General features: G+C 40.9%; 19 protein-coding genes and 1 pseudogene. 17 read left to right on the top strand and 3 right to left on the bottom strand.

Annotated features, from left to right (window positions below; all coding sequences use genetic code 11):
- The first annotated feature begins 8 nt into the window (after positions 1-8).
- The 3 genes from ACE1CC_RS21130 to ACE1CC_RS21120 all read left to right on the top strand — a co-directional run bounded on the left by ACE1CC_RS21130 (position 9) and on the right by ACE1CC_RS21120 (position 2,581).
- Positions 9-1,001 (top strand): glycosyltransferase family 2 protein, encoded by a 993-nt coding sequence (locus ACE1CC_RS21130; RefSeq protein ID WP_413272410.1) that lies wholly within the window; start codon positions 9-11, stop codon positions 999-1,001.
- Positions 1,002-1,062: 61 nt separating this feature from the next.
- The gene (locus ACE1CC_RS21125) at positions 1,063-1,581 is read left to right on the top strand and encodes a DUF1622 domain-containing protein (protein ID WP_413272409.1); all 519 of its coding nucleotides are present in this window, start codon (positions 1,063-1,065) and stop codon (positions 1,579-1,581) included.
- A gap of 13 nt (positions 1,582-1,594) precedes the next feature.
- Positions 1,595-2,581 (top strand): radical SAM protein, encoded by a 987-nt coding sequence (locus ACE1CC_RS21120; protein WP_413272408.1) that lies wholly within the window; start codon positions 1,595-1,597, stop codon positions 2,579-2,581.
- Positions 2,582-2,595: 14 nt separating this feature from the next.
- On the opposite strand, the gene ACE1CC_RS21115 is transcribed toward ACE1CC_RS21120, so the two are convergent.
- A complete protein-coding gene (locus ACE1CC_RS21115; RefSeq protein WP_413272407.1) occupies positions 2,596-2,790 on the bottom strand; it encodes a hypothetical protein in 195 nt (64 codons plus the stop codon).
- A gap of 36 nt (positions 2,791-2,826) precedes the next feature.
- On the opposite strand from ACE1CC_RS21115, the gene ACE1CC_RS21110 reads away from it, so the two are divergent.
- The 6 genes from ACE1CC_RS21110 (at position 2,827) to ACE1CC_RS21085 (ending at position 5,990) form a co-directional block, all read left to right on the top strand.
- Complete coding sequence (locus ACE1CC_RS21110; RefSeq protein WP_413272406.1) at positions 2,827-3,063, top strand: hypothetical protein; 237 nt, start codon at positions 2,827-2,829, stop codon at positions 3,061-3,063.
- Positions 3,064-3,089: 26 nt separating this feature from the next.
- A complete protein-coding gene (locus ACE1CC_RS21105) occupies positions 3,090-3,932 on the top strand; it encodes a glycosyltransferase family 2 protein (RefSeq protein ID WP_413272405.1) in 843 nt (280 codons plus the stop codon).
- A gap of 180 nt (positions 3,933-4,112) precedes the next feature.
- A complete protein-coding gene (locus ACE1CC_RS21100) occupies positions 4,113-4,586 on the top strand; it encodes a DoxX family protein (protein ID WP_413272404.1) in 474 nt (157 codons plus the stop codon).
- 177 nt (positions 4,587-4,763) lie between these two features.
- Entirely contained in the window at positions 4,764-4,976 is a 213-nt protein-coding gene (locus ACE1CC_RS21095) for a hypothetical protein (protein WP_413272403.1), read from the top strand.
- Positions 4,977-4,989: 13 nt separating this feature from the next.
- Positions 4,990-5,541 carry an REP-associated tyrosine transposase gene (locus tag ACE1CC_RS21090; RefSeq protein WP_413272402.1) on the top strand — a complete coding sequence of 184 codons (552 nt, stop codon included), beginning with the start codon at positions 4,990-4,992 and terminating at the stop codon, positions 5,539-5,541.
- Between the two features lie 242 nt (positions 5,542-5,783).
- On the top strand, positions 5,784-5,990 hold the full coding sequence (locus ACE1CC_RS21085) for a DUF2283 domain-containing protein (protein ID WP_413272401.1): 207 nt from the start codon (positions 5,784-5,786) through the stop codon (positions 5,988-5,990).
- Positions 5,991-6,057: 67 nt separating this feature from the next.
- Here ACE1CC_RS21085 and ACE1CC_RS21080 read toward each other — a convergent pair whose 3' ends face one another.
- Positions 6,058-6,552 carry a GAF domain-containing protein gene (locus ACE1CC_RS21080; RefSeq protein ID WP_413272400.1) on the bottom strand — a complete coding sequence of 165 codons (495 nt, stop codon included), beginning with the start codon at positions 6,550-6,552 and terminating at the stop codon, positions 6,058-6,060.
- Positions 6,553-6,750: 198 nt separating this feature from the next.
- On the bottom strand, positions 6,751-7,305 hold the full coding sequence (locus ACE1CC_RS21075) for a general stress protein (protein WP_413272399.1): 555 nt from the start codon (positions 7,303-7,305) through the stop codon (positions 6,751-6,753).
- A gap of 175 nt (positions 7,306-7,480) precedes the next feature.
- On the opposite strand from ACE1CC_RS21075, the gene ACE1CC_RS21070 reads away from it, so the two are divergent.
- The 8 genes and pseudogenes from ACE1CC_RS21070 to ACE1CC_RS21035 form a co-directional block, all read left to right on the top strand.
- The gene (locus ACE1CC_RS21070) at positions 7,481-8,566 is read left to right on the top strand and encodes a glycosyltransferase family 9 protein (protein ID WP_413272398.1); all 1,086 of its coding nucleotides are present in this window, start codon (positions 7,481-7,483) and stop codon (positions 8,564-8,566) included.
- Positions 8,567-8,787: 221 nt separating this feature from the next.
- Positions 8,788-14,907: a HAMP domain-containing protein gene (locus ACE1CC_RS21065; RefSeq protein ID WP_413272397.1), complete on the top strand. Its 6,120-nt coding sequence runs from the start codon at positions 8,788-8,790 to the stop codon at positions 14,905-14,907.
- A 73-nt stretch (positions 14,908-14,980) separates the two neighbouring features.
- Positions 14,981-15,814 (top strand): CheR family methyltransferase, encoded by an 834-nt coding sequence (locus ACE1CC_RS21060; protein ID WP_413272396.1) that lies wholly within the window; start codon positions 14,981-14,983, stop codon positions 15,812-15,814.
- Complete coding sequence (locus ACE1CC_RS21055) at positions 15,814-16,389, top strand: chemotaxis protein CheB (protein ID WP_413272395.1); 576 nt, start codon at positions 15,814-15,816, stop codon at positions 16,387-16,389. The genes ACE1CC_RS21060 and ACE1CC_RS21055 overlap by 1 nt, the downstream gene beginning before the upstream one ends.
- Positions 16,390-16,472: 83 nt before the next feature.
- On the top strand, positions 16,473-18,194 hold the full coding sequence (locus ACE1CC_RS21050; protein ID WP_413272394.1) for a hybrid sensor histidine kinase/response regulator: 1,722 nt from the start codon (positions 16,473-16,475) through the stop codon (positions 18,192-18,194).
- A gap of 151 nt (positions 18,195-18,345) precedes the next feature.
- Entirely contained in the window at positions 18,346-19,821 is a 1,476-nt protein-coding gene (gene glgA / locus ACE1CC_RS21045; RefSeq protein ID WP_413272393.1) for a glycogen synthase GlgA, read from the top strand.
- Between the two features lie 390 nt (positions 19,822-20,211).
- Positions 20,212-20,655 carry a leucine-rich repeat domain-containing protein gene (locus ACE1CC_RS21040; RefSeq protein ID WP_413272392.1) on the top strand — a complete coding sequence of 148 codons (444 nt, stop codon included), beginning with the start codon at positions 20,212-20,214 and terminating at the stop codon, positions 20,653-20,655.
- A 39-nt stretch (positions 20,656-20,694) separates the two neighbouring features.
- Positions 20,695-21,153 (top strand): annotated as a pseudogene (locus tag ACE1CC_RS21035) (RNA-guided endonuclease TnpB family protein); the annotation flags it as partial.

Raw genomic sequence — 21,153 nt, 5'->3', positions numbered from 1 at the left:
TTAACCAAATGATCCTTGTTTCTATAGTAGTACCAACTTTTAAACGCCCTGAACTTTTAAATCGTTGTTTAGCTGCACTTACTCAGCAAAACTTCGATCGCACTGCCTACGAAATAATTATCGCTGACGATGCCGCAACCGAGGAAACAAAAAGATTAGTTGAATACTGGTTAGAACGCATTGGTTACGTCCCTGGAAAGACGAAAAATACACCTTTATTGCGCTACATTCCAGTAACAGAAAAACATGGCCCTGCGGCGGCGCGAAACGTCGGTTGGCGTGCAGCTAGTGGCGAAATTATTGCTTTTACTGATGATGATTGTATACCCGATTCTAATTGGTTAAAAGCCGGAATTAGTGCTTTTAAAGATGAAATTGTCGGAGTTAGAGGAAGAATAATTGTGCCTTTACCAAACCCACCAACTGATTATGAATTAAGTACTGCTGGTTTAGAAAAAGCGGAATTTGTCACCGCTAATTGTTTTTATCGCCGAGAAGCGATCGCATCCATAAACGGTTTTGACGAACGTTTTACTACAGCTTGGCGTGAAGATAGCGACTTATTTTTTACCCTTTTAAAACAAGGTGGCGAATTTGTTTATGCACCAGATGCGATCGTAACTCATCCAGTGCGATCGGCATCTTGGGGCATTAGTTTAAATCAGCAACATAAAAGTATGTTTAACGCTTTACTCTATAAAAAACATCCAAATTTATATAAAGAAAAGCTACCACCCGTCACCCCTTGGCATTACTACTTAATAATTAACTCTTTTATTGTATTTCTGCTAGCAATTTTCACTGAACATTTGTATTTTGCTGTTGTAGCTTTGATGATATGGTCAATAATGACTGGAGGTTTTTGTATGCAAAGACTAAAGCGAACATCTCATAATCCAAAACATATTGCTGAAATGATTTTCACATCTTTACTAATACCATTTCTCTCAATATTTTGGCGCATTTTCGGTGCTTTTAAATTTCGCGTGTTTTTTCTTTAACTTCACTAATGGGTATTTGATAGTTTATACTTGCTAATGCAAAACTATCATTTCTAAAAAAATGCAACGAAACTCTTCCTCTAATTCATGGTTCAACATTTTAGTGCCATTAGCCTTAATTCTAGGTTTAGTTCTATTACTCAATCTCGACATAGAACAACCAACAAAAGAACCTGTAGCAGTAAATCCTGTTGAAATTTGGGTCAATCCGATTGTGAGTTACTTAGCTGCTGGTGCAGAAATCGCTGCCGCAGCAATTATTGGATTTGGGGTTTTTCGCAGTGTTTTTTCTTATGTTAGTTCTTTATTTTATCGTTCAAAAAAACAATTTGACAGCACAGAATCGATTAGATTGCGGTTAGGTCGTACCCTAGTTTTAGGACTAGAATTTACTGTAGCTGCTGACATTTTACGTACAGTTGTCGCTCCCACTAGACCAGATATTTTAAACTTAGCTACAATTGTTTTTTTGCGAACTTTACTTAACTACTTTTTAGAGCAAGAAATTCAGCAAGTAGAACAACGTCGTCAATCTGGTACAGAAGAGAGTCAACCCCTCAATAAATCAATAGATGTTTAATTAGGTGAAAACCATGCAACTACCCACTTATTTACAAATTGAACCCGTTGGACAATGTAATTTACGCTGTCAAATGTGTGCCATTCAATTTCGTAAAGATAAGCCTCCAGCTTTCATGAAATTTGAAGTTTTTACTCGCATCATTGACCAATTTCCTACCTTACAAGAATTGCATCTTCAGGGTTTAGGAGAACCGATGATGCACCCGCAATTTTTCGATATGATAACTTATGCTGCTAACAAAGAAATTAGAGTTACAACTAACTCTAATTTGACACTTTTAAATCAAAAACGTGCTGAACAATGTGTTACTAGTAATCTCGATCGCCTCCATGTTTCCATTGATGGCGCAACTCCAGAAACCTATAACAAAATTCGTGTAGGCTCCAATTTTGAACTGGTAGTTAAGAACTTAGAATTAGTCTTAGAAAAACGACAAAAACTTGCTAGTAAAACTCCCCATATTCACCTAGTAATGGTAATCATGCAACAGAACTTACATGAATTACCAGATTTAGTGAAATTAGCAAATAAATGGTCAGTAGAACAATTTTTTGTGCAGCACTTATGTCATGATTTTGGCGAGTCAAGTTTACCCGCAAATTATCAACCAATGCGAGATTTTGTTCAGTCACAAACGCTGCTGGAAGAAGATAGCCAAAGAGTAGAATTTTATTTTAATGAAGCCCGAAGTTTAGCGCAAAATTTGGGAGTGAATTTGCGTTTACCTCGGACAAAACCACGCCTGCATTCACCTGGTACACCTGGACAAAAAAGATGTGATTGGCCTTGGAGAGGTGCTTATATTAGTTATCAGGGTTATGCGATGCCTTGTTGTATGGTTTCTACGCCCGATCGCATAAATTTTGGCAACATAATAGAACAAGGAGTTGATAACACTTGGAACAGCAAAGATTATCAGTCATTTCGAGATAAATTAGCCTCAGATGAACCACCAGAAATTTGTCGTTCTTGTTCCATTTATTCAGGTACGTTTTGATAAAAATTTTTCTTTTACAAATCTTGCCATGCTGCATCCTCTTCAGGTGTTAACCAATCTTTTTGGAGAGAAGATTCACTTAAAATGGTTGTTTCTAATTTTTCTTGTTCATATTTGGCTTTAATAAATTGCAGAAAATCCAAAACTTCATCTAAAAGAAAGTCCGGCATATTCTCAACTTCCTGAATAATCAAGTCTTTCGCAGTCATAGCTTTTTACTCAATTACATCTAGACATATTTTAATATGACTTCTCCTCCCCTCCACTTAGACACCGCTAGTTTCCGCAAATTACTACAATTACAAGGGCCATCATTAGGCTTATGGCGGGCAGCGGAAATAGCAGTTTTACGGCAACAAAAATACGATCGCCGAAAGCCAGATCTTGCATCAAGAGGCAGAGCCTCTGTTCCTCGTTCCCAGGTTCAACCTGGGAACGAGATCCGGGAGGTTCCACCTCCCCCGATCGAAGATCTGAGTTAACCTTTAAATTTCCCAATCTCTGAATCATGGCAACTGTCGATATTCTGCTTCCAACTTGTAACCGCTTAGAATCCCTAATTTTTACCCTCTCCGGTATTGCATCCCAAACATTAACAGATATTCATGTAATTATTGCCGATCAAAGTTTCCAAACTGTTGAAAATTCACCATTAGTTAAAACATTATTGCGCCTAATAGAAACTAGAGGTGGTTCTGTAGAATATCATTATCGCTTTCCTTCCCAAGGAATTACCGAACAACGCGATTTTTTGCTCGATCGCGCCACTGCTGACAGTGTTTTATATCTCGATGATGACGTATTTATGGAACCTTGGGTAGTCGATCGACTTTGGCAAACTTTGCAAGCTCAAAAATGCGGTTTTGTTGGAGCTTTTCCCACTGGTTTATCTTATCGTGAAGATGTGCGTCCTCAACAACAAATTATTGAATTTTGGGAAGGTTCCGTACATCCAGAAATTGTTAATCCCGGTTCTCCACAATGGGAAAGATGGCATTTACATCGGGCAGCAAATTTATATCATGTTAGTCAGAGATTACCACCAGGAGAAACTCTGCTTTATAAAGTTGCTTGGATTGCTTCTTGCATTCTTTATGACAGAGAAAACCTTTTAGAAATTGGCGGTTTTTCCTTTTGGACAAAGTTGCCAAGATATCATTCTGGGGAAGAAGTTTTAGTCCAAAACATTTTAATGCGAAAATGGGGCGGATGTGCGATTATTCCTTCTGGAACCTATCACGCAGAAGTACCATCAACAGTACTTAATCATCAGGGAACAGTTGACGGACACGCCTTAGATCTTTTACCAGAAATGATTGAAAAATATGCCCCAGAAACTATTCTTGTATGAAACGTAGGGTGCGTATAGCCTGCGGCATATAAGAAAAGCGCAGCGTAACGCACCATCTCGGTAGGAAGCGGTGCGTTACGCTATCGCTAACGCACCCTACTCTACTAGAAACTAGCCGCAGGTAGAACAAACTCCCCAGTTTTTATTGCTATGTTTTGGGTAAACGATTTCCCAAAACTGATGAATCAATCTAGTAAAAAATCCCCTTGGCAGAAAGAATTCCTGCGCGTTTTCCTAGCCATATCGATGATAGTGGCAGGCATTACCCACTTTGTTAGACCCGAACAATATGCTCGCATAGTACCTCCTCAATTGCCTTATCCGTTTGAATTGGTTTATATCAGTGGTTTTTTTGAAATTTTAGGTGGGATTGGGTTATTGATTCCGATCGTTAGTGTAGCCGCAGCTTGGGGATTAATTGCGCTGTTTATTGCCGTGTTTCCTGCTAATATCAATATGACTTTGAATAATATTGCGATCGATGGCATTCCCCATAATCAAGCATTTTATTGGGCTAGACTTCCCTTCCAAGCTGTTTTGATTGCCTGGGCTTGGTGGTACACGAAAAAACCGGAGCAACAACCGGGAGCTAAACAAGTTATCAAGCAAACTGGAACATTAATAAGTGAAGTAGCAGCAACCAAAGATAGCTAGATTATGCGTAGGGTGCGTTAGCGCAGCGTAACGCACCATCTCTATAGGAAGCGCAGCGTAACGCACCATCTCTATAGGAAGCGCAGCGTAACGCACCATCTCTATAGGAAGCGCAGCGTAACGCACCATCTCTATAGGAAGCGCAGCGTAACGCACCATCTCTATAGGAAGCGCAGCGTGAAACGATCGCTTTTCGGAAATGTCACAGGCTATACGCATCATACGCTACTGATCGCATATACCATTGCACTATCGCCATCGGAAGCGGTGCGTTACGCTACCGCTAACGCACCCTACGCTAGGACTACTATGCCAAATTTAATGTGTCAATTTAGTAAATTGGTAACGTCTGATTTCCAAAATTACTTTATATTATTGATCGATCGCTAAATCACCCAACCAAATGCCTAATTATAAAAGACTTACGATCGCAAATGGTACTTACTTTTTCACCCAAGTAACTTATCAGCGGCGTAACTGGTTATGTAGTGAAATTGCACGTCAAACATTACGAACAGCTATCAATAATGTACGGCAAAAATATCCTTTTATTATAGATGCTTTAGTTTTATTACCCAATCACATTCACTGTATTTGGACACTACCATCTGGCGACAGTGATTATGCAACTCGTTGGCGACTGATTAAAACCTTTGTTACTAAACATTGTGCCAAAGAACTAGAAATTGATAGCCAAGTCAGTACCTCTCGGCAAAAACGGCAAGAAGGAAACCTTTGGCAACGTAGGTTTTGGGAACATTTGATCCGAGATGATCTAGATTTTGCTAACCATTGCGATTATATACATTACAATCCTGTTAAACATGGGTTATGCAAAGCAGCAAAAGAATGGCCTTATTCCAGTTTTCATCGCTTTGTTGCTGATGGTATTTATTCAGAAGATTGGGGAGTAGATATAATACCAGATATTCCCAATGATGTTGGATATGAATAATATCTTTATAATTCCGTAGGGTGCGTTAGCGCAGCGTAACGCACCATCTCCATAGAAAGTTGTGTGTTTGCGATCGCTTTTCTTAAATGTCACAGCTTATACGCACTTCATTATTAGTTTGGTAATTTGTACAAGCGGTGCGTTACGCTGTCGCTAACGCACCCTACACTAAATTTAACTGTTCACAATGCTTTCTTCGATCGCAACTTTTACAAACGACAACAACGAGGAGAAGAACCACAATGAAGATTCAATATTTTTCTGATACTGATACATTAGCGATCGAGCTAACCAGCAAACCCGTAGTTTCTACTGACGCAATCAGTGAAGATTTAATCTTAGATTATGACAAAGAAGGTAAAGTTGTCGCCATCACAATAGATAACTGTTCTAAAAATGTGGATGCTGTTAATCTTCAAGCTCTCAATTTACCTCTTTTAAGTGTATAGTTGCGAAAGTAACAGCAATCCTGATTGTGGAATTTCAAGCGCAGTTATCTAGTTGACCCTGTTGATTTTAACTTTCTCTAATTGCTGGAGACATTGCTAAATTTTGGGCTGCTTTTTGCACTTTTTCAATATCTGATTCTGTCCAAAAACGGGTGTTTCGACAATGATGGGCAATTAATAATCCCCATAACTTTCCATTGTTTAAAACTGGTACGGCTAAATTAGCACGTACTTTGAGATGACGAAGGAAATTTCGGTGACATTCACTAATTTCTTCTGTTTCAATGTCAGGAATTGCTCGGATTCTTCCGGCTTCATATAATCCAGCATATTCACCATTAAAACATTCATCGGGTCCAGTATTACCAAAGATGGAAAAATCGCTGGAACTTAAAGATTCAAAGGTGACTCTCCCTTCCCATTCGCGGACGAAGTAATATAAAACTACTCGATCGACCTGAAGAAACTCTCTTAATTCATTTGTGGTTTTCTGTACTAATGAGTCACGAGATAAATTCGCACCGAGGCGATTAACTACTCTTTGTAAACCTTGATCGACCATAATATTTTTTCTAACTCCTCAAATAGTTTAACCATAGATTTAAACTTTTTCGGCTTAATTTTAGCTTAAATAAATTTTGGTTGGCTCAGTTCTAGCTATAATTCTGTACTTTTGATTACGAAAACAGGAGAAAAAGACTTGTTCTTCCTCCTGCTTAGGTTGCTATTTTCTTTAGGATATCTAATGATTTACCAACGATCAACCATTAGAGGGAGGATAAATTCCCCAATATTCAATATCCTGCTTACTCAAGATGCCTTCAGCGCGATCGATCTCTTCTTCCGAACCATCAACTATTACGAAATAATTACCTGCAAGCAGTCGATCGCTATACACTCTAGCGTCTTCTTCTGGTATGCCTAAATCAATTAGAGATGTTACTAAATTATTACTGGCGACTGTTCCCATTGCCACGCCTCCCAAGGTAGTCAGCAAGGCTACACCTAAGCTTCCTGCTGCTAAAACGGGGCCAATACCAGGCAATGCTAAACCGCTAAGTCCTACTAATAATGTTCCCCATGTACTACCTGTGGCAAGGTCGGAAACAACGGCTGTAGGAGAATTTACGTTTTGTTCGCCTACGCTATGGGTGGTTTTTGCACCACCTACGCGATCGCCTTTTTCCAAATCCTTAGCAATTATAGAAACTTTCTCCATTGGAAAGCCGGATTTTTTTAATTCAGTAAGTCCTATTTCTGCTGCTTCTCGGTTAGAAAATACTCCGAAAGCACGAGTTTTTGCGCTAATAGCCATTTTTTTCCCCTGCTTTAACTTAAATCTTTTGGTTAATTTCTCTTCCCATTTTTGTGATTGTAGTTACATTTTTCATCAACCCAAAGAGGGGGAAAATTATCTTCAGATCCCCGACTTCTTCAAGAAGTCGGGGATCTGAAGAGGGATCTAGATCAACCTAACATTTAAAATCGCAATGTTTGATCCTTTTTTACCTGGGCTACTATTTCGTTTACCGGAAACTCCGCGCAAAATTGCTTTAGTTCGGGCTTCTCGAATTGGTGATTTTGTTTGTGCTACTCCGGCTTTTCGGGCTATTAAAAATGCTTTTCCTTTGGCGGAAATTAGTTTAATTGCTATGCCTTTTGTGGCAGAGTTAGTTAATCGATCGCCACAGATCGATCGCTTCATTCCTTTCCCAGGCTTTTTAGGGATGGCAGAACAGTTTTTTGACCCTGGAAAAGTGGTGGATTTTTTCCAAGAAATGCAAGCAGAACAATTTGATTTGGCAATTCAAATGCACGGTTCTGGAGTTTATTCTAATCCATTTACTTTAATGTTAGGAGCTAAGGCAACTGCCGGGTTTGTTCGACCTGGAGATCCGGCAGGAAAATTAGATGCTGCTTTGCCGATCTCTGCAACACAAAACGAGGTACAAAAAATTCTATCTTTGGTTAGATTTTTAGGTATTGAACCACAGGGCGAAACAACTGAATTCCCTCTTTGGGTAGAGGATTTAAAAGCAGCAGAAATGTTAATTACCACAGCTACAAAACCTTTAATTGGACTGCATCCAGGCACGAGGGAAGCTACTAAACGATGGTCAGCAGAAAAGTTTATTGCGGTGGGAAAGGCATTACAACAGGAATTCGGCGGCACGATCGTATTATTAGGTGGCGAAGAAGAAAGACAAATTGCTGAGTTAATTGCTGCAAATATTAGTCAAGAAACCTTGAATTTAGCAGGGAAAACTTCGCTGCCGGAATTAGGTGCTATTTTGGCACGACTGGCACTATTAATTACTAATGATTCGGGACCTGCACATATTGCTTATGCCCTTTCTACGCCGACAATTACTATATTTGGCGGGACTGATCCGCAAGTTTGGGGTTCTTTAAATACGGATATTCACAAAACTTTATTACACAAAGTACCATGCCATCCTTGCGATCGCAGCACCTGTTCCGTAGGTTATCTCTGTTTAGAAGGTACAACAGTTACACAAGTTTTAGAAACAGCAAAGACACTCATCCAGAAAGTATCAATCACAGGAAAAAACTGAGGTTTCACTTACCGTATGCTGGTTACGTTTTGAGTTATAATTGCCACCTTTAGTAACAAAAATTCAATAATTTATCCTACATCTACCCTGCGATAGAGAGCATTGATCCCGGATTGCGCTGGATAATTGTGCCAGATGTAACTTTGGCGCTTTCGCTACTGCAAGAAGGCGGAAGTCTCAAGGAATAACCATAAATAAAAGCGCAGATTAAAGAAAAGACTATGGCAACAGCACAAGCAACTATAGATAGCGATGAACTTGACCTCAAACAACTGTTAAGAACTTTAACCGAAGTCAAAAAGGGCAACTTCGGGGCGCGAATGCCGATCGACCAAACAGGCATGGCGGGGAAAATTGCCGACACCCTCAATGATATTATTGATATGAACGAACGCATGGCGGCGGAACTCGATCGCATTAGCAATGTCGTCGGCAAAGATGGGAAAATTTACGAACGCGCCTCTTTGGGCGGGAGTGTTAAAGGTGCTTGGAAAAGTTCGATCGAATCTCTCAATACTTTAATTACTGATTTAGTACAACCGACAGCTGAAACTGCTAGAGTAATTCGGGCAGTTGCCAACGGCGACTTATCTCAAACAATTCCTACAGAAATCGAAAATCGACCTTTGCGGGGGGAGTTTCTCCAAACTGCCCAAATCGTTAACACAATGGTAGACCAGCTTAACTCCTTTGCGGGTGAAGTTACCAGAGTTGCCAGGGAAGTCGGAACGGAAGGAAAACTGGGCGTTCAAGCGGAAGTTAAAGGAGTTGCGGGAACTTGGAAAGATTTGACGGACTCGGTAAACTCAATGGCGGGAAATTTAACCGCCCAAGTTCGCAACATTGCCGAAGTTACCACCGCAGTAGCAAACGGCGACCTTTCTAAGAAAATTACAGTAAATGTTAAGGGCGAGATTTTAGAACTAAAAAACACGATTAACGTAATGGTGGATCAACTTAACTCCTTTGCGAGTGAAGTTACCAGAGTTGCCAGGGAAGTGGGAACGGAAGGAAAACTGGGAGTTCAAGCGGAAGTTAAGGGAGTTGCGGGAACTTGGAAAGACTTAACAGACTCGGTAAACTCGATGGCGGGAAATTTAACCGCCCAAGTTCGGAACATTGCAGAAGTGACAACGGCGGTAGCAAACGGCGACCTTTCTAAGAAAATTACAGTTGATGTTAAAGGGGAAATTTTCGAGTTAAAGAGCACTATTAATATAATGGTGGATCAGCTTAACTCCTTTGCTTCGGAAGTAACGCGGGTAGCGAGGGAAGTTGGCGCAGAAGGGAAACTCGGAGGACAAGCGCAAGTTCCGGGAGTTGCGGGAACTTGGAAAGATTTAACGGATAGCGTGAATTTTATGGCGGGAAGTTTAACCGCCCAAGTTCGGAATATTGCGGAAGTGACAACGGCGGTAGCGAATGGCGACTTGTCGAAGAAAATTACTGTAGATGTGAAAGGCGAAATTTTGGAGTTGAAAAACACGATCAACGTGATGGTGGATCAACTTAACTCCTTTGCATCGGAAGTAACGAGAGTTGCTAGGGAAGTAGGAACGGAAGGAAAACTGGGAGTTCAAGCGGAAGTTAAGGGAGTTGCGGGAACTTGGAAAGACTTAACGGATAACGTGAACTCGATGGCGGATAATTTAACCGCGCAAGTGAGGAACATTGCTGAGGTGGCGACTGCGATCGCAGGTGGCGACTTATCTAAGAAAATTACTGTAGATGTTAAAGGTGAAATTCTGGAACTGAAGAACACCATAAATACAATGGTGGATCAGTTAAGTTCCTTTGCATCGGAAGTAACGAGAGTTGCGAGGGAAGTCGGAACGGAAGGAAAACTGGGAGTTCAAGCGGAAGTTAAGGGAGTTGCGGGAACTTGGAAAGACTTAACGGATAACGTCAACTCGATGGCGGGAAATTTAACCGCGCAAGTGAGGAACATTGCTGAGGTGGCGACTGCGATCGCAAAAGGCGACCTTTCTAAGAAAATTACTGTAGCAGTTAAAGGCGAAATTCTGGAGTTGAAAAACACCGTTAATACAATGGTCGATCAACTTTCGGGATTTGTTTCCGAAGTCACCAAAGTTGCCAGGGAAGTGGGAAGCGAAGGAAAACTGGGAGTACAAGCAGATGTTCGCGGCGTTGCAGGATCTTGGAAAGACTTAACCGATAGCGTAAACTTTATGGCGGGAAGTTTAACCGCCCAAGTTCGGAACATCGCAGCGGTGACGACGGCGGTAGCGAACGGCGACTTATCCAAGAAAATTACCGTTGATGTGAAAGGGGAAATTTTAGAGTTGAAAAACACCGTTAATACAATGGTGGATCAACTCAACTCCTTTGCATCGGAAGTAACGAGAGTTGCGAGGGAAGTGGGAACGGAAGGAAAACTGGGAGTTCAAGCAGAAGTTCGGGGAGTTGCGGGAACTTGGAAAGACTTGACGGATAGCGTGAACTTCATGGCAAGTAGTTTAACTGCCCAAGTTCGGAACATCGCAGAAGTGACGACGGCGGTGGCGAATGGCGACTTGTCGAAGAAAATTACCGTTGATGTGAAAGGCGAAATTTTAGAGTTGAAAAACACTATTAATACGATGGTGGATCAACTTTCTGCCTTTGCGTCGGAAGTAACAAGAGTCGCCAGAGAGGTGGGAAGCGAAGGAAAACTGGGAGTTCAAGCTTATGTGCGAGGGGTGGCGGGAATTTGGAAAGACCTCACGGACAATGTAAACTCGATGGCGGGAAATTTAACCGCGCAAGTGAGGAACATCGCGGAAGTGACAAAGGCGGTGGCGAATGGCGACTTATCCAAGAAAATTACCGTTGATGTGAAAGGGGAAATTCTCGATCTGAAAAACACGATCAACGTGATGGTAGATCAACTTAACTCGTTCGCGTCGGAGGTAACGCGGGTAGCGAGGGAAGTGGGAACGGACGGAATTTTGGGCGGACAAGCGGATGTTAAAGGAGTTGCGGGAACTTGGAAAGACTTAACGGATAGCGTCAACTCGATGGCGGGAAATTTAACCGCCCAAGTTCGGGGTATTGCCAAAGTCGTGACGGCGGTGGCGAATGGCGACTTGAAACGCAAGTTAATGCTGGAGGCGAAGGGAGAAATTGAAACTCTGGCGGATACGATCAACGAAATGATCGATACGTTGGCGACTTTTGCAGATCAGGTAACAACAGTTGCGCGAGAAGTGGGAATAGAAGGAAAACTGGGAGGGCAGGCGAAAGTACCTGGCGCTTCGGGAACGTGGCGGGCGTTAACGGACAACGTGAACGAACTTGCAGCTAATCTTACTACGCAGGTGAGAGCGATCGCAGAAGTTGCCACTGCTGTAACAAAAGGTGACTTGACTCGTTCTATTGCAGTGGAAGCGCAAGGTGAAGTCGCCGCCTTGAAAGATAACATCAACCAAATGATCGCCAACTTGCGCGAAACTACCCAAAAGAATACCGAACAAGACTGGTTGAAAACAAATCTCGCCAAATTTACCAGAATGTTGCAAGGTCAACGAGATTTGGAAACAGTTTCCAAACTGATTTTATCGGAACTCGCGCCGTTAGTTTCCGCCCAACATGGCGTATTCTACTTGATGGAAAATAACGACAACCACAACACATTCTTAAAATTACTCAGCACTTACGCTTATCGGGAACGCAAACATTTAGCTAACCGTTTCCATTTAGGCGAAGGTTTAGTTGGACAATGTGCGCTGGAAAAAGAACGGATTTTAATCACGGAAGTTCCCGGAGATTATATTAAGATAAGTTCCGGTTTGGGTGAATCACCTCCGTTAAATGCCGTAGTTTTACCAGTGTTGTTTGAGGGACAAGTTACCGCAGTAATAGAACTGGCATCTTTCCGCCGCTTTAGCGAAATTCACTTAACTTTCTTCGACCAACTGACGGAAAGTATTGCTATAGTGTTGAATACGATCGCCGCCAGTATGCGGACAGAAGAATTGCTGAAACAATCGCAATCTTTGGCGGAAGAACTACGCAGTCAGCAGAAAGAACTCACCGAAACTAACCAACGTCTCGAACAACAAGCGAAAACTCTCCAAGCTTCCGAAGAATTACTCAAACGCCAGCAAGAACAACTGCAACAAACTAATGAAGAATTAGAAGAAAAAGCCGAATTGTTAGCAGTCCAAAAACGGGAAGTGGAACGGAAGAACCGCGAAATCGAACAAGCGAGAATATCCTTAGAAGAAAAAGCCGAACAATTAGCTTTAACTTCTCGCTACAAGTCCGAATTCTTAGCAAATATGTCTCACGAATTACGGACACCGTTGAACAGTTTGTTAATTTTAGCCCGACTGTTAACAGACAACACCGAACGGAATCTTTCGGATAAACAAGTTGAATATGCCCGGACAATTTATTCAGCAGGTAACGACTTGTTGGGATTAATTAACGACATTCTCGACTTAGCCAAAATTGAGTCTGGCACAATGTCCGTTGAAGTAGACCAAACTTTATTTGTCGATTTACAAAGTCACGTTGAAAGGAATTTCCGCCAAGTAGCTGTAGATAAAAAACTCGACTTTAACCTGCAATTTGACTCAGGATTACCGAGAGCAATTTACACCGATTCTAAGCGACTCCAACAAATATTGAAAAACCTCTTAGCTAACGCCTTTAAGTTTACCGAAAGAGGTCAAGTTACCGTAAATGTAAGAGTAGCAACTCAAGGTTGGAGTCCCGAACAGTCAAATCTTAACCATGCCAACATGGTAATTGCTTTCGCCGTGAAAGACACCGGAATTGGCATTCCCCCAGAAAAACAACAAATCATTTTTGAAGCATTTCAACAAGCAGATGGCACTACCAGTCGGAAGTATGGCGGAACGGGTTTAGGATTATCAATTAGTCGAGAAATTGCCCGGTTATTGGGTGGCGAAATCAAGCTGATCAGTGAAGTTGGCAAGGGTAGTACTTTCACACTTTATCTGCCGCAAACATACCTATCTCAAGACGGAGTAAAAAATCGACGAGATGGCGAAGATCGAAAGAATAAGGAAGAAACTACTCCCTTACTTACTGTCAGTCCCAAAAATAATGGAACAGGGGAAAAAGTGAGTGCTTCTGGACCTCCAGTTGTAAGTATACAGTCACGAGAAATTGAGGACGATCGCGACGAAATCCTACCAGGCGATCGCACTCTGCTAATTGTTGAAGATGACCAAAAATTTGCCCGAATTTTACGAGATATGGTCAAAGAACAAGGTTTTAAAGCATTAGTAGCAACCAGAGGCGATCAAGGTTTAGCGATGGCGAGGGAATTTAAACCAACTGCGGTTATCCTCGATATTCGTCTGCCAATTATGGATGGTTGGACGGTGCTCGATCGCTTAAAACATGACCCAAATACTCGCCATATTCCCGTTCACATTATGTCAGTGGAAGAAGGGAAACAGAGGAGTTTACAACAAGGTGCGATCGCTTATTTACAAAAACCAATTAGTAGCGAAGCATTGGGTAATGCTTTTGCCAAAATTAAGGAATTTGTAGAACGTCCGGTTAAGAACTTACTAATCGTAGAAGATGACGAAGTTCAACGCCAAAGCATTATCGAATTAATCGGTAATAGTGATGTCGTTAGCACTGGTGTCGCTACGGGTGCAGCTGCTTTAGCTACACTTAAATCGGGACGATTTGATTGTGTGGTGCTAGATTTGGGATTACCAGATATGACTGGTTTACAACTAATTGAACAAATCAAACAAGAACCAAATTTAGGTTATTTACCAATCATTGTTTATACCGGAAAAGAACTTTCAACCCAAGAAGAAACCGAATTACGCCGCATTTCTGACACAATTATTGTGAAGGGAGTGCGATCGCCAGAACGGTTGTTAGATGAAACCGCTTTATTCCTGCATCGAGTTCAAGCTAATTTACCTGCACCCAAACGTTTAATGTTGGAACAATTGCAACAAAACGAACCAATTTTATCAGGGAAAAAAGTTTTAATTGTTGATGATGATGTGCGGAATATTTTCGCCCTCACCAGTATGTTGGAAAGTCATCAAATGCAGGTACTTTATGCTGAAAATGGTAGAGATGGCATTTCCGTTTTACAAAATCATCCAGACATTGATTTAGTGCTAATGGATATCATGATGCCAGAAATGGATGGTTATGAAACCATGCAAGCAATCAGGCAAAATCCACAATTTCAAAATCTGCCAATGATTGCTTTAACTGCTAAAGCAATGAAAGGCGATCGCGAAAAATGTATCGAAGCAGGCGCTTCAGATTACATTACTAAACCTGTCGATAACGATCAATTAATCTCATTATTGCGGGTGTGGTTGTATCGATAGAAACCGGGAAAAATGAAGATAAAGTATGAAAAGTAGATAGAAAATTTCATACTTTATCGCTTGCCCCAGTTTTATGTCCCCTAGACACCGAAATGAATTGGAAGAAATCGAAATTAAATTACTACTCGAAGGCATTTATCTCTACTATGGTTTTGATTTTCGTAACTACGCTATGGCATCCTTAAAACGTCGAATCTGGAACATAATTCAGGCTGAAAACCTTAACACCGTCTCAGGATTACAAGAAAAGGTGTTACACGATCCTGCTTGTATGGAACGGTTTCTATTAGGTTTGTCGGTAAATGTAACCTCAATGTTCCGCGATCCGAGTTTTTATGTTGCTTTTAGAAATCAAGCCATTCCTTTACTACGAACTTATCCTTTTATTCGGATTTGGCACGCTGGTTGTTCTACAGGTGAGGAGGTTTATTCTCTAGCAATACTGATGTTTGAAGAAGGTTTATATCACCGTTGTCGCTTTTACGCTACAGACATGAATGAATCTGTACTTCGTCAAGCTAAAGCGGGTATTATGCCGCTGAATTTAATGAAAGAATACACTCAACTCTATCTTCAGGCAGGTGGTAAAAGTGAGTTTTCCGAGTATTATACCGCAGCTTATAATGGCGCAATTATTCGCTCTTTCCTGAGAGAAAACATTATCTTTTCCCCCCATAATTTAGTGACAGATGCTTCTTTTAATGAATTTAATGTGATTCTCTGTCGGAATGTTTTAATTTACTTCGATCGCACGCTCCAAGAACGAGTACATAAGTTACTATATGAAAGCTTACGAATGTTTGGCATTTTAGGACTGGGGAAACACGAAACACTGAAAACGACCGCTTACGAGAATTATTATGAAGAGTTGGATAGCCAAGAAAAAATCTATCGGAGGATCGCTTAATGGATTTTAAAATAGTAGTTATAGGTGCATCTTTGGGCGGATTTAATGCTTTGCAGGTAATTTTAGCACAATTACCGAAAGATTTACCTGTGGCAGTGGCGATCGCTCAACATCGTCATCGATATTCTAATGGAGAATTAATTACCTACTTACAAGAAACCACTGTATTACCAGTCAGAGAAGCAGAAGACAAACAACCAATTACTCCCGGAATAGTTTTCTTGGCACCAGCTGATTATCATTTATTAATAGAACCAGGGTATTTTGCTCTTTCTAAAGATGCCCCCGTCACTTATGCAAGACCATCAATAGATGTTTTATTTGAGTCGGCTGCTGATGCTTATGAGGAGCAAGTTATCGGTATAATTTTAACAGGAGCTAGCAATGATGGTGCTAAAGGATTAGCCAAAATTCAAGCTTATGGAGGAACAGCAATTGTCCAAAAACCAGACACAGCCGAATGTCCAGTTATGCCAGAAGCAGCAATTAAAGCAGTAAAAGAACCGCAGATTTTACCTTTGGCTGAAATAGTTCCTTTTCTGAATTCCCAAATAAAATCACAGGTTTTAATTTGAATCGGAAATCAAGCACCGATCGCTCAAATTTCATCTTTTCCCGTGAAAAATATATGCCAACTGTACCACGTTGAAATAAGTATATGCAATCTGAACCCAAAGTAAACGTCCTGTTAGTAGATGATCACCCCGAAAATCTAATTGCTTTAGAAGCAATATTAGATGGACTTGGACAAAATTTAGTCAAAGCAGGTTCAGGCGCAGAAGCTTTACGATGTTTACTGAATCAAGATTTTGCAGTAATTTTGTTAGATGTACAAATGCCCGGAATGGATGGGTTTGAAACTGCAACTTTGATTCGCCAAAGGCAAAGGTCACGCAACACACCAATCATTTTTCTGACAGCTTTTAGTACCAGCGATAACTTAATGTTTAAAGGTTATTCTTTAGGGGCAGTAGATTATTTATTAAAACCGCTCGATCCAGTTATATTAAATTCTAAAGTATCCGTATTTGTTGACCTATTCAAAAAAAATCTAGAAGTCCAACACCAAGCAGCACAATTAGCTGCAATGAATGCCGAACTTAAACAAAGCGAAGAAAGATTTCGTACTTTGAGTGCTTGTTCTCCAGTAGGCATATTTCTCACTGATACCTTCGGGAGATGTACTTATAGCAACCCTCGATTTCAAGCAATTTGTGGTTTTATTACTGCCGAAAGTTGGTACGGAGAATTTGCGAATCTAACGTTACCAGAAGACCGGGATATGTTATTAATTGAATGGCCTAATTCTATTCACCAAGGACAACCATATTCTGGGGAATTTCGCATTTATCAACACGATAAATCCCTGCGTTGGGTACATATTCGCACTGCCCCCATGCTTTCCGATAATGGCACATTGTTAGGTCATGTAGGCACAATTGAAGACATTACAGAACGCAAACAAGCGGAAGCAGTACGCGAACAATTTATCCGCGAACACGCTGCTAGACAGCAAGCGGAAGAAGCTAACCGGATGAAAGACGAATTTTTAGCAATTCTTTCTCATGAACTTCGCACACCATTAAACTCAATTTTAGGTTGGTCGCGGTTGTTAGTTACGAAAAAATTTGATGAAAAAACTAGGACAAAAGCTTTAGAAACAATTGAACGCAATGCGCGATCGCAAGCTAGATTAGTTAATGATATTCTCGATGTTTCGCAAATTATTCAAGGCAACTTACGGTTATCTATTCAACCAGTTAATTTACAGAATTTAATTGAAGTAACTGTAGAAACAGCACGCCCCCAAGCTGAAGAAAAATCAATCGAGATTAAAACATATTTATACCCAGATGCACTTAGAGTTACTGGAGATGCAGAACGATTAAAACAAATTTTGACTAATTTGCTTTCTAATGCCATTAAATTTACTCCCGAATCAGGAGTAATAGAAATCTGGTTGAAATTACGAGAGACTACAGAAACATCAATAGGTAATCAATACGCTCAGTTACAAGTAATTGACCAAGGTATTGGTATAACTCCAGAATTTTTACCTCATGTTTTTGATAGCTTCCGGCAAGGAAATAGCAGCATTAGTAGACCTTACGGCGGATTAGGTTTAGGATTAGCGATCGCTCGTCACCTAGTAGAATTACATGGCGGAACTATTAGAGCACAAAGCGAAGGCGAAGGGAAAGGCGCAACTTTTACGATCGATCTACCCCTGAACAGTTGCATTCCTGAAACTGAAATAACTCAAAAAAAAATAATGAAACCTTCGGGGAATGAATATGAAAATGAAGAATTAGATTGTCAGGTAAAACGCGATCGTACTCAACTTTTATTAGTGGAAAATCATGCCAGCACTAGCGAATAAGCAGTTTGTAGTTTGTAGGGTGCGTCAGACACTACAATTTTAAGCGAGTCACGATAATTTTAAGGTTCTGACGCACCCTACGGAATATAACTGTACTCAAAACAGATTATCCTTTTCTAAGGAAGGGGATTGTAGTCTGTGAGGATTAACGATGTACATTGTACAAATTGCCTCTGAATGCGCTCCTGTGATTAAAGCAGGGGGCTTGGGCGATGTAGTATATGGGCTCAGTCGAGAGCTAGAGATTCGGGGGCATGGGGTAGAATTAATTCTGCCAAAGTACGATTGTATGCGGTATGACCATATTTGGGGACTCCATGAAGCCTACCGCGATTTAATGGTGCCTTGGTTTGATGGCGCTATTCGCTGCAATGTCGATTGTGGTTGGGTACATGGGCGGCTATGCTTCTTTATCGAACCCCTCTCTGAGGATAATTTCTTTAATCGGGGTTGCTATTACGGTTGTTTAGACGATCATTTGCGCTTTGCCTTTTTCAGTAAGGCGGCTTTAGAATTTCTCTTAGTGACTAATAAGCGTCCCGATGTGATTCATTGCCACGATTGGCAAACAGGTTTAGTTCCAGTCATGCTATTTGAAATTTACAAATATCATGGGATGGAAAATCAACGAGTATCCTACACAATTCACAATTTTAAACATCAAGGAGTAGCAGGTGCTAATGTTCTTTGGGCAACCGGATTAAATAATGAACCTTATTATTTTACTGAAGATCGCTTAATGGATAATACCCATCCAACGGCGATCAATTTTATGAAAGGGGGAATTGTTTACTCAAATTTTGTGAATACAGTTTCACCTCATCATGCTTGGGAAGCAAGATTTACTGAGGTTGGTTGCGGTTTAGGTAAAACTTTGTACGATCATCAACATAAGTTTGGTGGGGTGCTCAATGGGATTGATTATGAGGTGTGGAATCCGGTGGTCGATCGCTACATTCCCTATCACTACAGCAGCGATGATTTGAAAAGTAAAACCCTCAATAAAAAAGCTCTTCGCGAACGACTTTGGCTCAATCATAGTGACAAACCAATTATTTGTTACATCGGCAGATTAGACGACCAAAAAGGTGTGCATTTAGTCCATCATGCAATTTATTATGCTTTACATAAAAAAGCGCAATTCGTGTTATTGGGAGCAGCTACCGAACCGGGAATTAATTCTTGGTTTTGGCATGAAAAAAATCACCTCAATACTAATCCCGATTGTCACATTGAATTGGGTTTTAACGAGGAATTATCTCATTTAATTTATGCTGGTGCGGATATGATTGTCGTGCCTAGCAATTACGAACCCTGCGGATTAACACAAATGATTGGGTTAAAATATGGCACTGTGCCAATTGTTCGCGGCGTTGGCGGTTTGGTAAACACAGTTTTTGATTGGGATTATGATGAAAATAAACCCCAAGAAGAACGCAACGGTTTTGTGTTTTATCAGACAGATAATGGGGCGATCGAATCGGCGATCGATCGAGCCATTGACTTATGGTATAAATCTCCAAAATTGTTCCGCCAATTGATGATTCAAGGCATGGAATGTGACTACTCATGGAATCATCCCGGCGCTCAATATGTAGGGATTTACGATCATATTCGGCATAAGTAGGGGACTGGGGACTGGGGACTGGAGACTGGGGAATTTTAACCAGGATTTACAGATTTACCAGATTTCTTGATTAATCATGAACATCAAGTAAATCAATAAATCCTGGTTGAATTTGTAGGGGCGGGTGAGAGCAGATAATTCGGAAATCACAGCAGAAGAATTAACCACAAAACCCGCCCTTCCAGAGTTTGTGGGAATTGGCGAGCGCAGATAATTCTGTAATTACAGTAGTAGAATTAATAACAAAACTAATTCTTGCAGAGGTAAGGGCGGGTTTTGTCCAGAGATTGTTTGTAAGCGACAAAGGTTATCTGCTCTCACCCGCCCCTACATCAATTTCCTCTTGTCTCTTTGTCTCCTTTCCTATCTGCTCAGGCAAAGGAAGAAACTATGTCAGATATTGAAAAAGTGCGAGAGCTAATTCTCAATTCCCTAGATGCAAAAGTACTCGATCTGAGCGATTACGAACTAACAAGTTTGCCAGCAGAAATTGGACAACTCGATTCTTTGGAATGGCTCGATCTGAGCGGCAACCAACTGAGAAGCCTGCCAGTAGAAATTGGAAAACTGCATTCCTTAAAAACGCTCTGTTTGTCCTATAACGAATTGACCAATCTACCAGCAGAGATTGGGCAACTGCATTCCTTGCAATCTCTCGAACTGAACAACAATCAACTGAGAAGTTTGCCAGCAGAGATTGGGCAACTGCATTCTTGGAAATTGATCGATCTCAGAGGTGAGCAACTGACAAGTTTGCCAGAAGTAGAGATTGAGCAACTGCATTCTTTGACCAGAAAAATGGGTGCAAGCCCCGTCCTTGCAGGACGGCTTTAGTTGTGTTAAGCTAATTGCCGTATAAGTTTTCCACGTCAGATGATTGTTTTAGAGTTTAAAGCCCAAGGGAAAACAAATCAATATAAAGCCATTGATGAAGCAATTAGGACTGCCCAATTTGTCCGCAATAAATGCCTCCGATACTGGATGGACAATCGGGGAATAGGGCAGAAAGAATTGTATCGTCACAATACAGCATTGAGAGCAGAATTCCCTTTTGTTAAAGCTTTAAACTCTCATGCTTGCCAAGTTGCAGTGGAATGGGCTTATTCAGCAATTGCTCGATTTTACGAGAATTGCCGCAAGTCTGTTCCAGGGAAAAAGGGCTATCCAAGGTTTAAGAAAAACTGTCGTTCAGTTGAGTACAAAACTTCGGGATGGTCACTTTCTGAAACTAGGAAACAAATCACCTTTACCGATAAGAAAGGGATTGGCAAGTTAAAACTCAAAGGAACGTGGGATCTGAACTTCTACCAATTAGAGCAGATAAAACGAGTC

Origin of the sequence: Floridaenema aerugineum BLCC-F46, assembly GCF_041929345.1 — a bacterium.
Classification (GTDB): domain Bacteria; phylum Cyanobacteriota; class Cyanobacteriia; order Cyanobacteriales; family Aerosakkonemataceae; genus Floridanema; species Floridanema aerugineum.
The sequence above is the reverse complement of the archived record's forward strand: the minus strand, read 5'-3'. Positions and strand labels throughout refer to the sequence as shown.

Excerpts from the sequence above, each read along its gene's own strand:
- ACE1CC_RS21130 (WP_413272410.1), top strand. The coding sequence starts at position 9 with ATGATCCTTGTTTCTATAGTAGTACCAACTTTTAAACGCCCTGAACTT.
- ACE1CC_RS21125 (WP_413272409.1), top strand. The coding sequence starts at position 1,063 with ATGCAACGAAACTCTTCCTCTAATTCATGGTTCAACATTTTAGTGCCA.
- ACE1CC_RS21060 (WP_413272396.1), top strand. The coding sequence starts at position 14,981 with ATGTCCCCTAGACACCGAAATGAATTGGAAGAAATCGAAATTAAATTA.
- ACE1CC_RS21090 (WP_413272402.1), top strand. The coding sequence starts at position 4,990 with ATGCCTAATTATAAAAGACTTACGATCGCAAATGGTACTTACTTTTTC.
- ACE1CC_RS21105 (WP_413272405.1), top strand. The coding sequence starts at position 3,090 with ATGGCAACTGTCGATATTCTGCTTCCAACTTGTAACCGCTTAGAATCC.
- ACE1CC_RS21075 (WP_413272399.1), bottom strand. The coding sequence starts at position 7,305 with ATGGCTATTAGCGCAAAAACTCGTGCTTTCGGAGTATTTTCTAACCGA.
- ACE1CC_RS21120 (WP_413272408.1), top strand. The coding sequence starts at position 1,595 with ATGCAACTACCCACTTATTTACAAATTGAACCCGTTGGACAATGTAAT.
- ACE1CC_RS21100 (WP_413272404.1), top strand. The coding sequence starts at position 4,113 with ATGAATCAATCTAGTAAAAAATCCCCTTGGCAGAAAGAATTCCTGCGC.
- ACE1CC_RS21040 (WP_413272392.1), top strand. The coding sequence starts at position 20,212 with ATGTCAGATATTGAAAAAGTGCGAGAGCTAATTCTCAATTCCCTAGAT.
- ACE1CC_RS21080 (WP_413272400.1), bottom strand. The coding sequence starts at position 6,552 with ATGGTCGATCAAGGTTTACAAAGAGTAGTTAATCGCCTCGGTGCGAAT.
- glgA (WP_413272393.1), top strand. The coding sequence starts at position 18,346 with ATGTACATTGTACAAATTGCCTCTGAATGCGCTCCTGTGATTAAAGCA.
- ACE1CC_RS21050 (WP_413272394.1), top strand. The coding sequence starts at position 16,473 with ATGCAATCTGAACCCAAAGTAAACGTCCTGTTAGTAGATGATCACCCC.
- ACE1CC_RS21115 (WP_413272407.1), bottom strand. The coding sequence starts at position 2,790 with ATGACTGCGAAAGACTTGATTATTCAGGAAGTTGAGAATATGCCGGAC.
- ACE1CC_RS21055 (WP_413272395.1), top strand. The coding sequence starts at position 15,814 with ATGGATTTTAAAATAGTAGTTATAGGTGCATCTTTGGGCGGATTTAAT.
- ACE1CC_RS21070 (WP_413272398.1), top strand. The coding sequence starts at position 7,481 with ATGTTTGATCCTTTTTTACCTGGGCTACTATTTCGTTTACCGGAAACT.
- ACE1CC_RS21110 (WP_413272406.1), top strand. The coding sequence starts at position 2,827 with ATGACTTCTCCTCCCCTCCACTTAGACACCGCTAGTTTCCGCAAATTA.
- ACE1CC_RS21085 (WP_413272401.1), top strand. The coding sequence starts at position 5,784 with ATGAAGATTCAATATTTTTCTGATACTGATACATTAGCGATCGAGCTA.
- ACE1CC_RS21065 (WP_413272397.1), top strand. The coding sequence starts at position 8,788 with ATGGCAACAGCACAAGCAACTATAGATAGCGATGAACTTGACCTCAAA.